We start from the raw sequence: 16,577 nt of genomic DNA, 5'->3' as shown, positions 1-16,577 counted from the left end.
ACATGAGACTTAATGCACCGCGGGCCCGGCGTCCTGCCCGGCGGCCGGCCCGGCTGGACGGGGGCCGCGGCCGTGGCTGCTGAGGACTCCGAGCGGTTTGGTTTCGTCACGCTGCCACAGTTCCTGCGCCAGCTGCCGGAGCTCGGCGTCCTGCACGACGGCGGCAACGGGGACGAGCGCCTGCGCTGGGTGGAGCCGAGCGAGCTGGATGATCCGACCCCTTACCTGCTCGACGGCGAATTCCTGCTCACCGCCGGCCTGCCGTTCGTGGGTGATGGTGGCAGCGAGGAGGCGGTGGACGCCTACGTGCTGCGCCTGGTCGGGGCCCGCGTCGGCGCCCTCGGCTTTGGCCTGGAACCCTACTTCGAGGCCGTGCCGGATACCGTGGTTAGGGCCTGTCGGCGGCACAACCTGACCCTGGTGTCCATCCCGGGGACCATCCCGTTCGCCGCGCTGGGACTCGAGTTCTCCCGGCTCCTTGAGTCGGACAACGCCAAGACCTTCCGCCAACTGGCCGACACCAATCGGCAGCTCATGCGGGCGGTCTTGTCTGCACGCCCCGAGCACGAGCTCCTCGCGGCCCTGGTGCAGCGCGTCCCGGTCTGGGCCGTGCTGGTCGGGGCGGACGGGCGGGTGCGTGCCCGGGGCTCGGGCGGCTCCCCCGGCCCGCACTCCGCGCACTCCGTTGCCGGCACCGTGCCGGGCGTTGATTCCGCCGCCTTGCAGCCGCTGTTGGCCCGGCTGCTCGCCGGCAGCGGCCCCCGGGTGGAGATGGATTCATTCGACGCGGCAGGCTCATCCCTGGTCTTCGGGTATCCGCTGCGCAGCACCCGGGACGCCAACCTCGGCGCGCTCGTCCTAGGCACGGACGCCCCGCTGACCCCGGCCCAGAACAACGTGGTCTCCACCGCCGTCGGGCTGCTGGAACTGCTGGTCCGCCAGCGCACCAGCGGTTCCCTGGCCCCCAGCCAGCTTGCCACGGCGCTGCTGTTGCATCCGGAGAGCGTGGCGTCGGGAACTGCACGGCAGGTCAACGGGTTGAAGGACCTGCTGGCACAAAGCCTTTCCTCCACCCGGTCCGGCCATTTGCGGGTGGTCCAGGGCATCCGGGTGGACGCCGCCGCGGGCAGCGACCGGGCGGCGGGCGGACCGCGCCAGACGGGCGAGGGCCCGGTGCGGGAGCTGCTGGAATGGCGCAGGCTGTTCGACACCAAACTGGTGGAGCACACCGACTACGGCTTTGCCGCCATCACCCGGCTCAAGGTCGACGACGCCTTGCTCGCCGAGGTGGAGCGGCTCGGCTGGCGCCTGGTAATCGGCAGCGGCACCGAATTCTCGGGCCTGGCGGGCGCGTACCAGGACGCCTCCTCGTTGCGCAACCGGGTGCTGACCAGCCGCCGAAGCGTCCGGGCGGACGACGTGACTTGGTCCGTGACGGGCCTGCTGGGTTCCGAGGCCGGTACCATGCTGGCGGACCGCCTGCTCGCACCGGTGCTCGCGCTGGAACCGGAGCGCCGCGACACCCTGCTGGGCATCCTGCGGGCCTGGCTTGGTGAGAACGGCAGCTGGGACGCCACGGCGAAGGCCACGGCGCTGCATCGCAACAGCGTCCGCCGGCAGATCGGCGTCATCGGCGAGCTGCTGGGCCTGGATCTCAATCAGGCCCAGGCCCGCGCGGAGCTGTGGATCGCCCTCCAGTACATCGCCCATCAGGACCAGGGCGGACCCGAGTTGCCCGACGCAGTATCCCCGGGCGGCGCCCCGGTCGCTGCTGCCGTCGCGGCCGCTTCACCCGATACCGGACCTCCCGCGGGTCAGATGCCCCAGGAACGGTAGACGTCCGGGCGGCGGTCGCGCAGGTAGGCGACGGCGTCATCCGCGTCGTCTGCCCCGTCCGCATCATCCGTCCTGTCCGCGTCGGCGCGCACAGCTCCTCCCAGCTCGGCAAAGAGCAGTTCCGTCCCGGGGCCGGCCGCGGCCAGGACCGTGCCGTCCGCGCCCGCCACGATGCTGCCGCCGCGGAAGTCGTAGCCTTCCTCCGAGCCGGTGTGGTTGGCGTACGCCACCGTCAGCTGGTTCTCCAGCGCCCTGGCCCGGACCAGTACGTTCGGCACCGCGTCGAACCCGCCGGCGAGTGCGGTCGGCACCAGCAGCAGTTCGGCGCCGCGCACGGCAGCGGCCCGTGCGGACTCGGGAAACTCGATGTCGTAGCAAATGACCAGGGCAGTTTTGAGCCCGTGGAAGTCGACGACGCCAGGGGCTGCCGCGGCCGGCGCAAACGCTGCGCGTTCCTCGGGGCCGAACAGGTGCACCTTGTCGTAGGTGAGCAGTTCGTCGCCGGACGCGTCAACCAGGGTGGCGGAAATGTGCCACTCCCCCGCCGGCGTTACGGCGGGGAGGCTGTAGACCAGGGCAATGTTGTGGCGCCGGGCGATTCCGGCCAGGGCCTCCCGGAGCGCAGGCAGCGTGCCGGGATCGAAGGCTGACCGCAGCCGGCGCGGCGCATAGCCCACGGGGAAAAGCTCCGGGGTCAGCAGCAGCTGCGCACCAGCGGCGGACGCCTCGCGCGCCGCCGCCTCCACCGCGGCGCAGTTCGCCTTCGCATCCAGCACGGCGGCGTTCGCCTGCATCAGGGCCAGCAGCACCATTACCACCTCACGACTCTCCGGGTACCTCCGCAGGAGCACTGCGGACTCTCTGCTCCCAGAGTAGCCGCGGCCCGGGAAGCCGCATTTGGTGCATTTCCACCCAGCCAGCCGGCGAACGGGGCGGAACGTCCCGGCGGTCAAGACCGGGAGGGCCGGCGGCCCGTCGCGTCCCCGGAAACCCAGACGGCCGTTATCAATGCGTTAACTTCTTGACTACAAGCCGCCGATGCGTCACGCTTCATAGCATGCCCTCACCAACGCGCTCAACGAGGAGCCGAACCAAGAACCCCGGATCGCAGTCCGCCCTCCGGCATCTGAACCAGCAGCGGATCATCGAATGCCTCCTCGCGGGCCCCTCCACGCAAGCGGAACTGGCCCGCCAGACAGGGCTATCGACGGCCACTGTTTCGAACATCGTCAAGATCATGCAGGACGCCGGGCTGGCCTCCACTGAACCGATTACCAGCTCAGGGCGGCGCGCCCTGAACGTCCGGCTCAACAGCAACGGGGCCGTCGCGGTGGGGATCGATTTTGGCCGGCGGCACCTGCGCGTCGTACTGGCCTCGCTCAGCTACCACGTGATCGCCGAACAGTCGGTCCTGCTGCCCCTGGGCCACCACGCCGAGGAGGGCATCCAGGCCGCCGTCGGCGTGTTGGACCGATTGCTCGCGGACAGCGGCGTGGAGCGCAGCGCCCTGGTCGGTGCCGGCGTAGGAATTCCCGGCCCCATCGACCGCCGCACCGGCACCGTGGCGCAGGGCGCGATCCTGCCCGAATGGGTGGGCATCAACATCCTCAAACGCCTCGAAGAAGCGCTGGAACTGCCTGTATTCGTGGACAATGACGCCAACCTGGGCGCCCTCTCCGAGGTCACGTGGGGACCGCACAGCGGCATCAGCAACCTGATGTTCCTCAAGATCGGCTCGGGCATCGGCGCGGGGCTGATCCTCAACGGCATCCCCTACTACGGCAACGTCGGCATCACGGGCGAAATCGGCCATGCCACAATCCACGAGCACGGGCTGATCTGCCGGTGCGGGAACCGCGGCTGCCTGGAAACGATAGCCTCCACCACCACCATGATCGAGCTCCTGAGCCGCGGTGAGGACCGGCCGCTCACGCCCGGGGACATCGTGCGCAAGGCCCTGGAGCGGGACTCCGCGACGCTCCGTGTGGTGGACGACGCCGGGCTCGCCGTCGGGCGCGCCCTGGGCAACGTGGCGAACCTGATCAACCCCGAAGTGATCGTGGTCGGCGGCCCACTGGCGGGGCTTGGCGAACTCCTTTTGGACCCGATCCGGCGCGGCCTGATCCGCCACGCCGTGCCGGTCATCGGCGAGACAACCACCCTCACAATGTCGTCCCTGGGCGACCGGGCGGAGGCCCTCGGGGCCACGGCTTTGGTCTTCCAGCACGCCGGAATCCGGCGTAACTAACCATTTCGTTATCCGCCCGTTGCGTTAAAGACTTGACGACAAGGGCGTGATCCAGTTTACTTTTCCATCAGACGGCCCTGCGGTTTGCAGGGGCGGACAACGAAGTCATGCATTGGAGGCGTAAGGGCAGATGACGTCCCTCAACACGCACAGTGATCCGCTAATTCTCGAGATGCGCTCCATCACCAAGGAATTCCCCGGCGTTAAAGCTTTGGCCGATGTAAGCCTGCGGGTGAAGGCCGGCGAGATCCACGCCATCTGCGGTGAGAACGGCGCCGGGAAATCGACCCTGATGAAGGTGCTCTCGGGGGTATACCCGTTCGGCACCTACACCGGCGACATCGTGTACCAGAACGAGGTCCAGGAGTTCAAGGACATCCGGGCCAGCGAGCACGCCGGAATCGTGATCATCCACCAGGAACTCGCGCTCATCCCCGAGCTGTCGATCATGGAGAACATCTTCCTCGGCAACGAGCCCACCAAGCGCGGCGTGATCGACTGGGCCGAGGCCCGGACCCGCTCCACCGAGCTGCTGGCCCGGGTGGGGTTGCGCGAGGACCCGGACACCCCGATCAAGGAGATCGGCGTCGGCAAGCAGCAGCTGGTCGAGATCGCCAAGGCCCTGAACAAGTCGGTGAAGCTCCTGATCCTGGACGAGCCCACGGCCGCGCTGAACGAGTCCGACTCCCAGCACCTGCTGGACCTCATGCTGGGCCTGAAGGGCCGCGGCATCACCTCGATCATCATTTCGCACAAGCTCAACGAGATCGAACAGATCGCGGATGAGATCACGATCATCCGCGACGGCAAGTCGATCGAGACCCTGAATGTCAAGGCCGACGGCGTCGACGAGGACCGCATCATCAAGGGCATGGTGGGCCGGACGCTGGAATCCCGGTTCCCGGATCACGAGCCGAAGATCGGCGATGTCCTCTTCGAGGTCAAGAACTGGAACGTCGGGCACCCGGCGATCCAGGACCGCCTGGTCTGCAAGAACTCCAGCTTCTTCGTCCGCCGCGGCGAGATCGTCGGGTTCGCGGGCCTGATGGGGGCCGGGCGCACCGAGCTGGCCCGGTCCGTGTTCGGCCGCTCCTACGGCCGCTTCATCTCGGGCCACGTCTACAAAGACGGCAAGGAGCTGCAGCTCAAAAGCGTCCGCCAGGCGATCGACGCCGGGCTGGGCTACGTCACGGAGGACCGCAAGTCCCTGGGCCTGAACCTGCTGGACGACATCAAGGCCACGACCGTCTCGGCGAACCTGCGCAAGATCAGCAAGCACTTCGTGGTGGACGCGAACAAGGAATACGCCGTCGCGGAGGAATATCGGAAGGCGCTGCGGACCAAGACGCCCTCCGTGGAGGAAGGCGTCGCGAAGCTCTCCGGCGGCAACCAGCAGAAGGTCGTGCTGGCGAAGTGGATGTTTACCGACCCGGACGTGCTGATCCTGGACGAGCCGACCCGCGGGATCGACGTCGGGGCCAAGTACGAGATCTACGGCATCATCCAGAAGCTGGCCAACGAGGGCAAGGCAGTGATCGTCATTTCCTCGGAGCTGCCCGAGCTGCTGGGCCTCTCGGACCGGATCTACACGATCTTCGAAGGCGCCATCACCGGCGTGCTGGACAAAGACCAAGCCAGCCAGGAAAGCCTCATGAAACTCATGACGTCCGCCCGCAAAACCGCCTGACCCTGTGGGACCAACCAGAACAATCCGAACACCCCGGACACAAGGAATGAAACAATGAACGCGCTCAAGAAGCTCTTTGGCGGCAACACCCGCCAATTCGGCATGATCTTCGCCCTGGTTGCGCTGATCGTGTTCTTCGAGATTTTCACGGAGGGCCGCACGCTCACGTCGGGCAACGTCATCAACCTCTTCAACGGCAACTCCTACATCCTGATCCTCGCCATCGGCATGGTGCTGGTCATCATCGCCGGCCACATCGATCTCTCCGTCGGTTCCGTCGCGGCCTTCGTGGGCGTCTGTGTGTCCCTCTTCATCCGCGACTGGGGAATGCCTTGGTACATCGGCGTCCTGATGGGGCTGGGGCTGGGCGTCCTGATCGGGGCCTGGCAGGGATACTGGGTGGCCTACGTCGGCATTCCCGCGTTCATCGTGACGCTGTCCGGCATGCTGATCTTCCGCGGCGCCAACCAGTTTGTCGGCAAGTCGAACACCATCCCGGTCCCTGCGGATTTCCAGTACATCGGCTCCGGCTACCTGCCCGAGTTTGGCCCGAATACCGGCTACAACAACCCCACCATGCTCATTGGCCTGCTCGCCGTCGCGTTCGTGATCTTCAGCGAGATCCGGTCCCGCCGGAACGCCAAGAAGCTCGGCGCCGAGGTCTCCGAAACCTGGGTCATGGTCCTGAAGCTGGTGCTCGTCTCCGGCGCCATCCTCTACGCCACCTACCTCTTCGCCACCGGCCGGCCGGGCACGTCCTTCCCGGTGCCGGGCCTGATCCTCGCGGTCCTGATCCTCGTGTACGGCTTCATCTCCTCCAAGACCGTCATCGGCCGCCACATCTACGCGGTCGGCGGCAACCGGCACGCTGCCGAGCTCTCCGGTGTCCAGTCCAAGAAGGTCAACTTCCTGGTCATGATGAACATGTCCTTCCTGGCCGGCCTCGCCGGCATGATCTTCGTCGGCCGCTCCACCGCCTCGGGACCGTTCGACGGCGTCGGCTGGGAACTGGACGCCATCGCGGCCGTGTTCATCGGCGGCGCCGCGGTCACCGGCGGCGTGGGCACCGTGATCGGCTCGATCATCGGCGGCCTGGTCATGGCCGTGCTGAACAACGGCCTGCAGCTCATGGGCGTCGGCGCCGATCTCACCCAGATCATCAAGGGCCTGGTCCTGCTGATAGCCGTCGCGTTCGACGTCTACAACAAGACCCAAGGCAAGACATCGATCGTCGGCATGCTCATGAAGAACTTCGGCCGCAGCAGCGAGATCAAGGCCGACGAGACCACCCAAACCAAAGAGGTCATCTCGCGAGGGATCTGATCCACTCCCCGGCTCCCAAAGCCCACGTTTCTCCGCACACCACCAAAAGAAAGTGAACCAAGCAATGCGAATGATTGGTAAAGCAGGAAAGGCAGCAGCGATCGCTGCTATTGCGGCACTGGCGCTGACAGCCTGCGGCCGTTCCGACACCGGGACCACCGGCGGTTCGACCACTGGAGGCGAAGCATTCCCGAAGGGCTCCTCGATCGGCGTCGCACTCCCGCAGAAGACCTCCGAAAACTGGGTCCTGGCGGAGCAGCTGTTCAACGACGGCCTCACCGCGGCAGGCTACAAGCCGGACGTGCAGTTCGCCAACGGCGGCGTTTCTGAACAGCAGAACCAGATCAGCGCCATGATCACCAAGGGCGCCAAGGTCATCATCGTCGGCGCCATCGACGGCGCGCAGCTGGGCACCCAGCTCAAGCAGGCCAAGGACGCCGGCGCCACGATCATCGCCTACGACCGTCTGCTCCTGAACACCGAGAACGTGGACTACTACGTGGCCTACGACAACTTCAAGGTCGGTGAACTCCAGGGCAAGGCGCTGCTGGACGGCATGAAGGCCAAGAAGCCGGAAGGCCCGTACAACATCGAACTCTTCGCAGGTTCCCCTGATGACGCCAACGCGAAGGTCTTCTTCGACGGCGCCATGAGCGTCCTGAAGCCGAAGATGGACGACGGCACACTGAAGGTGCTCTCGGGCCAGACGACCTTCGAGCAGGCCGTTACCCAGGGCTGGAAGGCCGAGAACGCCCAGAAGCGCATGGACACCCTGCTCGCCGGAACCTACGGCAGCGCCCCGCTCGACGGCGTGCTGTCCCCGAACGACACCCTGGCCCGCGCGATCATCACCTCCGTCAAGGCCGCCGGCAAGCCGATTCCGGTTGTCACAGGCCAGGACTCCGAGGTTGAGTCGGTCAAGTCCATCATGGCGGGCGAGCAGTACTCCACCATCAACAAGGACACCCGCGCGCTCGTTGAGCACTCGATCGTCATGGTCAACGACATCCAGGCAGGCAAGAAGCCGGAGATCAACGACGACAAGTCCTACAACAACACGGTCAAGGTTGTTCCCGCGTACCTGCTGGAGCCGGTCATCGTGACCCAGGAAAACGTCCACACTGCCTACGTCAACGATCCGGTACTCGGACCGATCACCAAGCAGTAGTACCCGTCTAGGCGCCAGCTGCACCGGCGCAGGCGAGACAACAGAGCCCCGGCTCCCCCGCAAGGGAGGGCCGGGGCTCTTGCGTTGGCCGTGACCCGCGCCGGCTCTCACCGTGGCGGTGGCGCTGCCTCCGGCAACTTGGCTTCACAGCGCAGACATAGCTTCGCCGGGACGTTCGCACAGCGGCCCGTACCACTGTGGGACCAGCGCCGGGCATCGGGTTCCGGCAAGTGGCACCCCAGAGACACCCAAAAAATTAGGAGTACCGTGAGCGTTCTTGCCCGGAGTGTAGGCAATGCCTTCCGAAACAAGGTCAGGACCGCCGCCGTGGTGGCCGTGCTGGCCGTAGCCATCGGACTTGCCCTGGCCATGCTCGTGGCCAACCAGGCCGTCACAGGCAAGGTCGCCGAACTGAACGCCTCGGTGGGCACGGTCCTGACCGTGAACCCGGCCGGCGGCCAGGGTTTCGAAGGCGGCGGCGAGCCGCTGACCTCGGCACAGGCGGCCACGGCGGCGGCCGTCCCCAACGTCAGCAGCGTGGTCGGCACCAAGGCACTGCGCCTGCGCAACGCCGCAGAAATTGCCGCCGAGGCGGCCGCGGGCCAGACAGGACGGACAGGCCAAGGCGGCCCCGGCGGGCAGTCTGCCACCTCTGTCACCACGAGCCTCACGGCCGCCGTCGACGCCGGAACTCTCGGCAACCGAAACCAAGCGACTTCCGGGACAGCGGGCAGCACAAGCGGCACCACGGGCAGTACCACTGCGGCCGCGCCGGCGTTCTCGCTGCCCATCACCGCAACGGGCATCGACGCCGAGATGGACTCCACCGGCAAGGCCCTGCAGTTGACGCAAGGCACCGGTCTGGGCAACTACACCGCCGCGTCCACCGGCGCCCTGCTGGGCACCACCCTGGCCACCAAGAACGGCCTCAGCGTGGGCTCGACGTTCACCATCCAGGACCAGACCTTCACTGTCCAGGGACTGTTCGACTCCGGCACCGCCTTCGGCAACAACGCCCTCTATGTAACGCTTCCGACCGCCCAGACCCTCGCCGCGCTGCCGTACGAACTCTCCACCATGATCGTCACGGTCAACAGCATGGAAAACGTCGACGCCGCCAAGACCGCCCTGCAGGCGGCGCTCGGCGCCGACAAGGCCGACGTCACCCAGGGGCAGCGGAACCTTGAGACTGCCGTCAGCTCGCTGGACAGCGTCAAGAATATTTCCTTCATCGCCTTCGTCGCGGCCCTTGGCACCGCCGGGCTGATCATCCTCCTGATCATGGTCATGCTGGTCCGCGAACGCCGCCGCGAGATCGGCGTCCTGAAGGCCATCGGCGCCCCAAACCGCACCATCGGCCTGCAGTTTGTGCTGGAGGCCCTCGTGCTGGTGGCACTGGGCAGCGTGGTGGGCGCCGCCGTCGCCTCCCTTGCCAGCGGCGGCATCGCCAGCGCCCTCATCAGCTCAAGCAGCACCACGAGCGCGGCAACCGCCCAGCGCGGCGGTCCCGGCGGTTTCCCGGGCGGGCCGGGCGGCCCGCTCGGCGGGGCCAGCCAGCTGCTGACCTCCGTGACGGCGAGCGCCTCCCCCGGCGTCATTGCCGCGGGCATCGCCGCGGTCTTCGGCGTCGCCATCATCGGGGCCCTGGTGCCGGCCCTGCTCACCGCCCGCATCCGTCCCATCGAAGTCCTCCGAGGAGAATAGCCATGATCGAAGTCAAGAACCTGGTCCGCACGTTCAAGTCCGGCGACCGGACCATCAAGCCGGTCAACGACGTCAGCTTCGAGCTCGAACAGGGCGCGCTGGCCTCGATCGTGGGCAAGAGCGGCAGCGGCAAAAGCACCCTGCTCTCCCTGCTCGGTGCCTTGGACAAGCCCACCAGCGGCGATGTGGTGGTCAACGGCGTGAGCCTGGCCACCATGCCGGACGGGAAGCTGACCAACTACCGGCGCCGGGACATCGGATTCGTGTTCCAGCAGTTCAACCTGATCCCGAATCTCTCGGCCGTGGACAACGTGATGCTGCCGATGGAGTTTGCCGGCGTGCGCAAGGGCGTCCGGGCCGAGCGGGCCCGGCAGCTGCTCGAACAGGTCCAGCTCGATCCGTACAAGCACGTGCGGCGCATCAACCGGCTCTCCGGCGGCGAGCAGCAGCGGGTCGCGATTGCCCGGGCGCTGGCGAACGAACCCAAGCTGATCCTGGCCGATGAACCCACCGGCAACCTGGACGAGCAGACCGGCGAGCACATCATCGAGCTCCTCAGCACGCTCAGCCGGGACCACAACACCACCATCCTCGTGGTCACCCACGACCGCGCCCTGGCCAACAAGACGGACCGGCGCTTCCGGCTCCAGCAGGGCCGGCTCACGGAGGAACCGGTACGGACCCGTGCGACGGCGGCCGTAACCGGCTGAGGCCGGCCGGGCTGACGCCCACCCGGCTGAGGCCCGCCCGGCGCCGCCCCGCGGGCGGTCCTTCCGGGGCCGTCCGCGGTTTCGGCGTCGAGCCTCCTGAACTGAACCTCCTTGCGCGCTGAACCTCACGCGTGCCGGGCCTGCAACACCGCGGCCCTTCCGCCCCCGGGTGAGAAGATGGCATCATGTCTGACCTCATCGCGAAACCGTGGCTGTTCAGCCAGCCTGACCAGGATCCCCGCACAGCCACCGGCGCCAGGCTGCGCTGGGGAATCATCGCCACCGGAGGGATCGCCGCTGCGCTCACCCGTGACCTTGAACTTCTGGCGGATGCGGAACTGTACGCCGTCAGTTCCCGCACCCAAGCGGCGGCCGATGCCTTCGCGGCCGACTACGGCTTTGTCCGCGCCTACGGTGACCGGGACGGCGTCAGCGGTTATGCCCGCCTGCTCGCGGACGACGGCGTCGACGTCGTCTATGTCGCCACGCCACACGCCCACCACCACGAGATCGCCCTTGCCGCCCTCAACGCCGGCAAGCATGTGCTGTGCGAGAAGGCCCTGACCGTCAACGCCCGGGAAGCCGCCGAGCTGATTGCGGCGGCCCGGGCAAAGGGCCTGTTCCTGATGGAGGCGGTGTGGAGCCGGTTCCTGCCCAGCATGCAGCGGGCGTTTGAGATCGCTGCCTCGGGCGAGATCGGCGCGGTCAAGTGGGTGGGCGCCGATCTCGGCTTTCCGGCGCCGTACTCGCCCGCCTCCCGGCTCTGGGCGCCCAAGGACGGCGGCGGCGCCCTGCTGGACCTGACGGTCTACCCGCTGCTTTGGGCGCTTGGCACCCTGGGGTTCCCGCAAACTGTCAGCGCCACCGGTTGGCTCAATGACGACGGCGTGGACGCCCAGAACGCCTTGACGCTCGGCTACCACCACGGCGGGCAAGCCCAGCTGACATCCTCTTTGCTGGCGCACGGGCCCCGAACGGCCACCGTCGCCGGCAGCCAGGGCTTCCTGCAGACGTCCGGCTCCATTAACAACCCCAAGGAACTGCTGGTCAGGATCGGCTTCGACGATCCCCGGACCGAGCGGTTCGCGGTGGTCGGGCGCGGCTACACCTACGAACTGCGCGAGGTCACGCGGTGCATCCAGCACGGACTCACCGAGAGCCCGGTTATGCCGCTGGAGGACTCCCTGAACACCATGCGGCTATTCGACGGTGTGCGCGCGCAACTCGGGGTGACCTACCCGAACGACGCCCACTGACCACGTCCCACTTTCCACGTCCCACAGGCACCGGATCCGACGCCTTCCGAGTGTCTCGGTATGCCTACAGTTTCGGTTCCGCTCTGGACTCTCCCGTTGGGGCCGACTTACCCTGTAGGCAATCGTCCAGTTTTCCGGGAGCGGGGGTGCGCGAATGGATCCAGCAGCAGCGTCCTCCCGCGCGGGCCGCACCCTGCGCCCCTTGCGCCATGTGCTGTTGGCCGCCGTCGCCGGTGCCGCGTGGCTGACCCTCTCCGGCACGGCCGCACAGGCGGATGACGCGTGCACGTTCTCCGGGACAGCCGACGACGCCGGCGAGAGATCGGCGGTCGCCGACTGCACGGACGCCGACGACCTCCCTGTTCCCTCCCTCGACGGCCCGGTCTCCGTGGACATCGCTCCGGTACCGCCCAGCACCTGGTCCGCTGGTGCCGTTCTTGGCCCGAGGCCAGATATCGCGGACGTTGATCCCGCCGACGCCGACGAGCCTGCGCAGGCGGACCCGGGCTCGGCGGCCCAGGTTCCGGACTCGGCACCGCCCGCCACAGGGCCGGCGGCAGTCGACCCGGCGCTCCCTGCTCCGGCAGTGACCCCGCCCGTGGTGGACCCCGGCGTCCCCGGTGTGGATCCTGCCGTCCCGGACCCCGGCGTTGTCCCACCGGTTGTTGACCCACCGGTTGTTGACCCACCGGTTGTTGACCCACCGGTTGTTGACCCACCGGTTGTTGACCCCGCGGCACCGGATCCCGGCGTTGTTCCGCCGGTTGCAGACCCCACGCTTCCGATTACCGATCCGGCTGGCCCACTGCCCGGTGACCCGGCAGCCGTCCCTCCAGGCGGCGTCGTTCCGGGCGAGGTCCTAACGGGGACGCCGGCGGGCACGCCGGCAGCCGCCGACGGCGCATCGTCGTCGGCCGGCACTCCCACCGCGGGTAGCGCAAAAGCAGACACCGCGAAGGCAGCATCATCAACGCAGCCGGCGCCCGCTACCACCGGTCCCACTGCGGCCCGTCCCCTCGAGGCGTACCATCCCCCGGTCACCCCAGTAACCTACGCGCCCTTGCTGCTGCCTGAGCCCCGTGCGGCGGCGCCTGTCCGGCCTGGCGCTGCCCCTGCGGCCGACCCCCCTGCCGGGACTGGTGAACCGCCGGTTCCCTCCGGCAACCCGGGCCCGAGCCCATGGCATGGCGGCACGGACCTGCCTGCCCCGGAAGCGCTCCCGCCTGCTCCGGGCTCGGGGTCCGGCAGCGGGCACTGCGCCAACGGACCTGCCGGAACAGCTGCGTGGATGCCCAGCCTGTTCTTCTACCTGCCCACCATCGGGGCTGACCCCATCGGCGGTCCGCTCCAGCACGAGTACTCAGCCGTATGCGCTGATCCTGGTTCTTCTCCTGACTAGTCGGGCCGTCTCTGCCTCCACAGAGCACGGCCCCTCGGGCTGCCTTGGCCGCCCACAGTCACCCAGGAGAATCCCCCATGGACTCGACCGTCCACCGCCGGGTATCCGGCACCCCAATTCCCGCCCGCCTGACCCCGTCAGCGCCTTCGCCCTCCACGCCTTCGCCATCCATGCCTTCGCCGTCCACGCCCGGGCTGGCCACGCCCGGGCTGGCCCGGGAAGGACTGGCCCAAGGACGGCGCCCTCCCTCGCACCCTGAGCGCTCCGGTCCGCAGCCGCGCCCCGGCTGCAAACCCCGCCCGCCCTAACGCATGCCACCGCTCCCATCAAGGTGCTGTAACCGCCGGAGCGAGGTCGTTGGGTCCGCTGGGGGACCCAACGGCATGCTCCGGCTCCGGCGGACGGGCACCCGCGGATGAGCGGACCGTCAATAAGTACGTCACGTAATGCGCTTCAATACAGGGACCGGCGCCTTTGCCGCAGTGAGCAAATCTGCTGCCTGAACACATCTGCCGCATCGAACTGATCTGCTGCACTGAACAGAAGCGCATACCCGTCCCCCGTATCATTCTTTAGGAGCGCCGCCGGTGCGCACACGGAAGGTATGGGGAAATCGTGGACAGTTCGCCCAACAGCGTCACGGCGGAGCCCCTGGGTGGCCGCTATCAGCTGGGGGAGTTGATTGGCCGGGGCGGCATGGCGTCGGTCTACGCTGCCAAGGACCTGAATCTTGGCCGGGACGTTGCCCTAAAACTCTTCGCGCCTCAATCAGCTGATCCTGACGAGCTTCGCCGCCAGGAGGCAGAGATCCAACTGCTGGCAACCCTGAGCCATCCAAGCCTGGTGACCCTGTTCGACGTCGGGACGGACACCCGGGTTCCCGACGAACCCCGGCCCTTCCTGACCATGGAACTCGTAGACGGCCAGGATCTGCGGACCCGGATCCGCCACAGTCCCCTGCCGCTGGACGAGTTGGCCGTGGTCGGCGCAGGGATAGCCGACGCCCTCGCTTACGTCCACGGGCTCGGCATCGTCCACCGGGACATCAAACCCGCCAACATCCTCCTGGTGCCGGTCCGGCCAGGCGAGCCGCTTCGGCCCAAGCTCACAGACTTCGGCATTGCCCGGATCATCGATGGGACACGGCTTACGTCCACGGGAACCCTGGTGGGAACGGCCGCCTATCTCAGTCCGGAACAGGCCCGCGGCGCCGATCTCGGACCAGCGAGTGACATCTACTCCCTGGGCCTGGTCCTGCTCGAATGCCTCAAGGGCGATGTGGAGTACCCGGGAAGCGCCGTCGAATCCGCCGTGGCCCGTTTGCACCGCGCACCCGTCATCCCGGACGCCGTGCCCGAGGAGTGGGCACAGCTAATCCAGGCCATGACAGTCCTCGACCCGTTGGACCGCCCCTCGGCCGCCGAACTCGAGGCTGCCTTCCGGACCGCCCTCGTTTCCCCCGGGTCCCTGCCGGGGCCCGTCCAAGCGGAGCCCACCCGGACACTCCCAGTCCCGCCGCCGAGGCGGCCCCGCCCATCCCGGCCCGAATCCGCAGGAGCAACGGGAGCGGCGGCGGGAGGAACACGCTCCTTGAGCTGGCTGGACCCGGATGCTCTGCCGCGCCGGCCGCGCCACCGTCTTTCGCATTCGCATGGAGCCTCCTGGTTCCTCCGGGCCGGGCTCCGCACCCGCCTGGCCCTGCTGCTTGCCGGACTGGCAGTCCTTGCTGTCGTAGCAACGGTCGCCGTCACACTGTCCGTCCCGGCGGCCCCCGACGTCGTCCCCTACCCCACCGTTACGGGGCCACTCGGCGATCATCTGAAGAATCTGCAGAAGGGCGTGGAACCATGAGCCATTCGCGAACAGCCGGGCAGGACCACGACGGTCCCAGGTACCGGGTGCCGGCGGGTCTCCTCGCGGGACTGCTGGTGGCCGGGGCACTGGCCGGCTGCGGCTCCCCTGCGCCCGAGCTCGGCCGCGACGCGGCCAGGCAGCTGCAATCCCAGGTTCTGGCTGTCAGCGAGGCTGCGGCCGCCAATGATCCCGCCGGTTCCCTGAAGCACCTTGACGAGCTACTGGCCCGCCTGGATGCCGCAGCCGCGAGCGGCGAGGTGTCCTCCAGACGCCACCAGAGCATCAAGTCATCGATTGAGGCCGTCCGGGTGGATCTTGCCGCGCAGCAGGCGGCCGAGGCGGCCCGAAAGGCGGCGGAAGAAGCATCGGCTGAACAGGCTGCCGCGGCTCAGGCGGCAGCTGCTGCCCAGACTGCCCCTGCCGCCGTTGCCCCGGCGCCGGCTCCCGCTCCGGTCGCCAGCGATATCGCGAACAGTAACGGCAAATCGAAGGACAAGGGGAAGGGCAAGGGCTGAGGAGCCGCCTACCTGGTGCCGCACCAGATTCCGCGACGGTAAAAGGCCGCGACATCGGCCCTGGCCGCAGACCGACCGGGACGCCTCCGTCGTCACCATCGTCAGCCTGCTTACTATTTCGGAGGAAGTCCGCTAGCGTGGAGAAACGGCCTTGCGCCGGTCAACGACAAGAATCGCGGACTGCCGTCCGCCAATCGAAGGAGTGACGCCTGCATGGCAACTGTTCAGGAATCCATCGAAGTCAATGTTCCGCTGAACCAGGCCTACAACCAGTGGACACAGTTCGAGGAATTTCCGCTCTTCATGAGCGGCGTGGAATCCGTTAGTCAGCTGGACGACACCACTGTCCATTTCAAGACCAGCATCGGTGGAGTCCGGCGTGAGTACGACGCGCGGATCACCGCGCAGGAACCGGACCGGCGCGTGTCGTGGGAAAGCCTTGACGAACCACGGAATGCTGGCACCGTTTGGTTCGAGGACCTCGGCGACGCCGAAACGAAGGTGAACGTCGAGCTGACCTGGGAGCCGGACTCGGCCGCGGAAAAGGTCGGCGCGGCCATCGGCCTTGATTCCCGCCAGGTTGCTGCCGACCTGAAGAAATTCAAGCTGTTTATCGAAGAGCGCGGCGCCGAGACGGGCGGATGGCGCGGTCGCGTGGACGCAGTCGCGCCGGGCGCCACCACCGCCGTGCCGCTCCAGGAGGAGGTGGGCTACGGCGCGGAACCTGCCTTCCAGCGCGTGGACACCGATCCCGACCTTGCCCCCCAGCCGCCCTTCGGCCAGGACCAGCAGCGCTGACCTGGCGTTCGCACTGATCCGGCTGGGTTGCGCTGCCGGACTGGCGGCAAAACGCCCCGCCTCCCTTTCGGGAGACGGG

13 protein-coding genes are annotated in these 16,577 nt (G+C 67.7%); 12 read left to right on the top strand and 1 reads right to left on the bottom strand.

The genetic code is table 11. The annotated features are described in order from the left end of the window. Positions 1 to 12 precede the first annotated feature (12 nt). Entirely contained in the window at positions 13 to 1,836 is a 1,824-nt protein-coding gene (locus MRBLAR12_RS16465; RefSeq protein WP_364747193.1) for a PucR family transcriptional regulator, read from the top strand. Here MRBLAR12_RS16465 and MRBLAR12_RS16460 read toward each other — a convergent pair. Continuing rightward, on the bottom strand, positions 1,815 to 2,648 hold the full coding sequence (locus MRBLAR12_RS16460) for a nitrilase-related carbon-nitrogen hydrolase (RefSeq protein WP_229992940.1): 834 nt from the start codon (positions 2,646 to 2,648) through the stop codon (positions 1,815 to 1,817). The genes MRBLAR12_RS16465 and MRBLAR12_RS16460 overlap by 22 nt on opposite strands. 245 nt (positions 2,649 to 2,893) lie before the next feature. Between MRBLAR12_RS16460 and MRBLAR12_RS16455 the strand changes: the two genes are divergently transcribed. The 11 genes from MRBLAR12_RS16455 to MRBLAR12_RS16405 all read left to right on the top strand — a co-directional run bounded on the left by MRBLAR12_RS16455 (position 2,894) and on the right by MRBLAR12_RS16405 (position 16,498). Then, on the top strand, positions 2,894 to 4,084 hold the full coding sequence (locus MRBLAR12_RS16455) for an ROK family transcriptional regulator (RefSeq protein WP_229992926.1): 1,191 nt from the start codon (positions 2,894 to 2,896) through the stop codon (positions 4,082 to 4,084). A gap of 130 nt (positions 4,085 to 4,214) precedes the next feature. Continuing rightward, positions 4,215 to 5,771, top strand: coding sequence for a multiple monosaccharide ABC transporter ATP-binding protein (gene mmsA, locus MRBLAR12_RS16450; RefSeq protein WP_229992927.1), 1,557 nt, complete (start codon positions 4,215 to 4,217; stop codon positions 5,769 to 5,771). Positions 5,772 to 5,825: 54 nt separating this feature from the next. Beyond that, positions 5,826 to 7,094 (top strand): multiple monosaccharide ABC transporter permease, encoded by a 1,269-nt coding sequence (gene mmsB / locus MRBLAR12_RS16445; RefSeq protein WP_229992928.1) that lies wholly within the window; start codon positions 5,826 to 5,828, stop codon positions 7,092 to 7,094. A gap of 64 nt (positions 7,095 to 7,158) precedes the next feature. Then, positions 7,159 to 8,262, top strand: coding sequence for a sugar-binding protein (locus tag MRBLAR12_RS16440; RefSeq protein WP_229992929.1), 1,104 nt, complete (start codon positions 7,159 to 7,161; stop codon positions 8,260 to 8,262). Positions 8,263 to 8,529: 267 nt separating this feature from the next. Beyond that, positions 8,530 to 9,966 carry an ABC transporter permease gene (locus tag MRBLAR12_RS16435; protein WP_364747190.1) on the top strand — a complete coding sequence of 479 codons (1,437 nt, stop codon included), beginning with the start codon at positions 8,530 to 8,532 and terminating at the stop codon, positions 9,964 to 9,966. Positions 9,967 to 9,968: 2 nt separating this feature from the next. Beyond that, positions 9,969 to 10,676, top strand: a complete 708-nt coding sequence (locus MRBLAR12_RS16430) for an ABC transporter ATP-binding protein (protein WP_229992931.1) — start codon at positions 9,969 to 9,971, stop codon at positions 10,674 to 10,676. A gap of 185 nt (positions 10,677 to 10,861) precedes the next feature. Then, positions 10,862 to 11,932 (top strand): Gfo/Idh/MocA family protein, encoded by a 1,071-nt coding sequence (locus MRBLAR12_RS16425; RefSeq protein ID WP_229992932.1) that lies wholly within the window; start codon positions 10,862 to 10,864, stop codon positions 11,930 to 11,932. 154 nt (positions 11,933 to 12,086) lie between these two features. After that, a complete protein-coding gene (locus MRBLAR12_RS16420; protein WP_364747187.1) occupies positions 12,087 to 13,331 on the top strand; it encodes a hypothetical protein in 1,245 nt (414 codons plus the stop codon). A gap of 612 nt (positions 13,332 to 13,943) precedes the next feature. After that, on the top strand, positions 13,944 to 15,182 hold the full coding sequence (locus MRBLAR12_RS16415) for a serine/threonine-protein kinase (RefSeq protein WP_364747507.1): 1,239 nt from the start codon (positions 13,944 to 13,946) through the stop codon (positions 15,180 to 15,182). Then, positions 15,179 to 15,700 carry a mucin-associated surface protein gene (locus MRBLAR12_RS16410; protein ID WP_229996097.1) on the top strand — a complete coding sequence of 174 codons (522 nt, stop codon included), beginning with the start codon at positions 15,179 to 15,181 and terminating at the stop codon, positions 15,698 to 15,700. The genes MRBLAR12_RS16415 and MRBLAR12_RS16410 overlap by 4 nt, the downstream gene beginning before the upstream one ends. 213 nt (positions 15,701 to 15,913) lie before the next feature. Continuing rightward, positions 15,914 to 16,498, top strand: coding sequence for an SRPBCC family protein (locus MRBLAR12_RS16405; protein WP_229996098.1), 585 nt, complete (start codon positions 15,914 to 15,916; stop codon positions 16,496 to 16,498). The last annotated feature ends 79 nt before the right edge of the window (positions 16,499 to 16,577 follow it).

Source organism: Arthrobacter sp. LAR12-1-1.1 (genome assembly GCF_040676555.1).
GTDB lineage: Bacteria > Actinomycetota > Actinomycetes > Actinomycetales > Micrococcaceae > Arthrobacter.
This window is presented reverse-complemented; position numbering and strand designations above follow the sequence as displayed.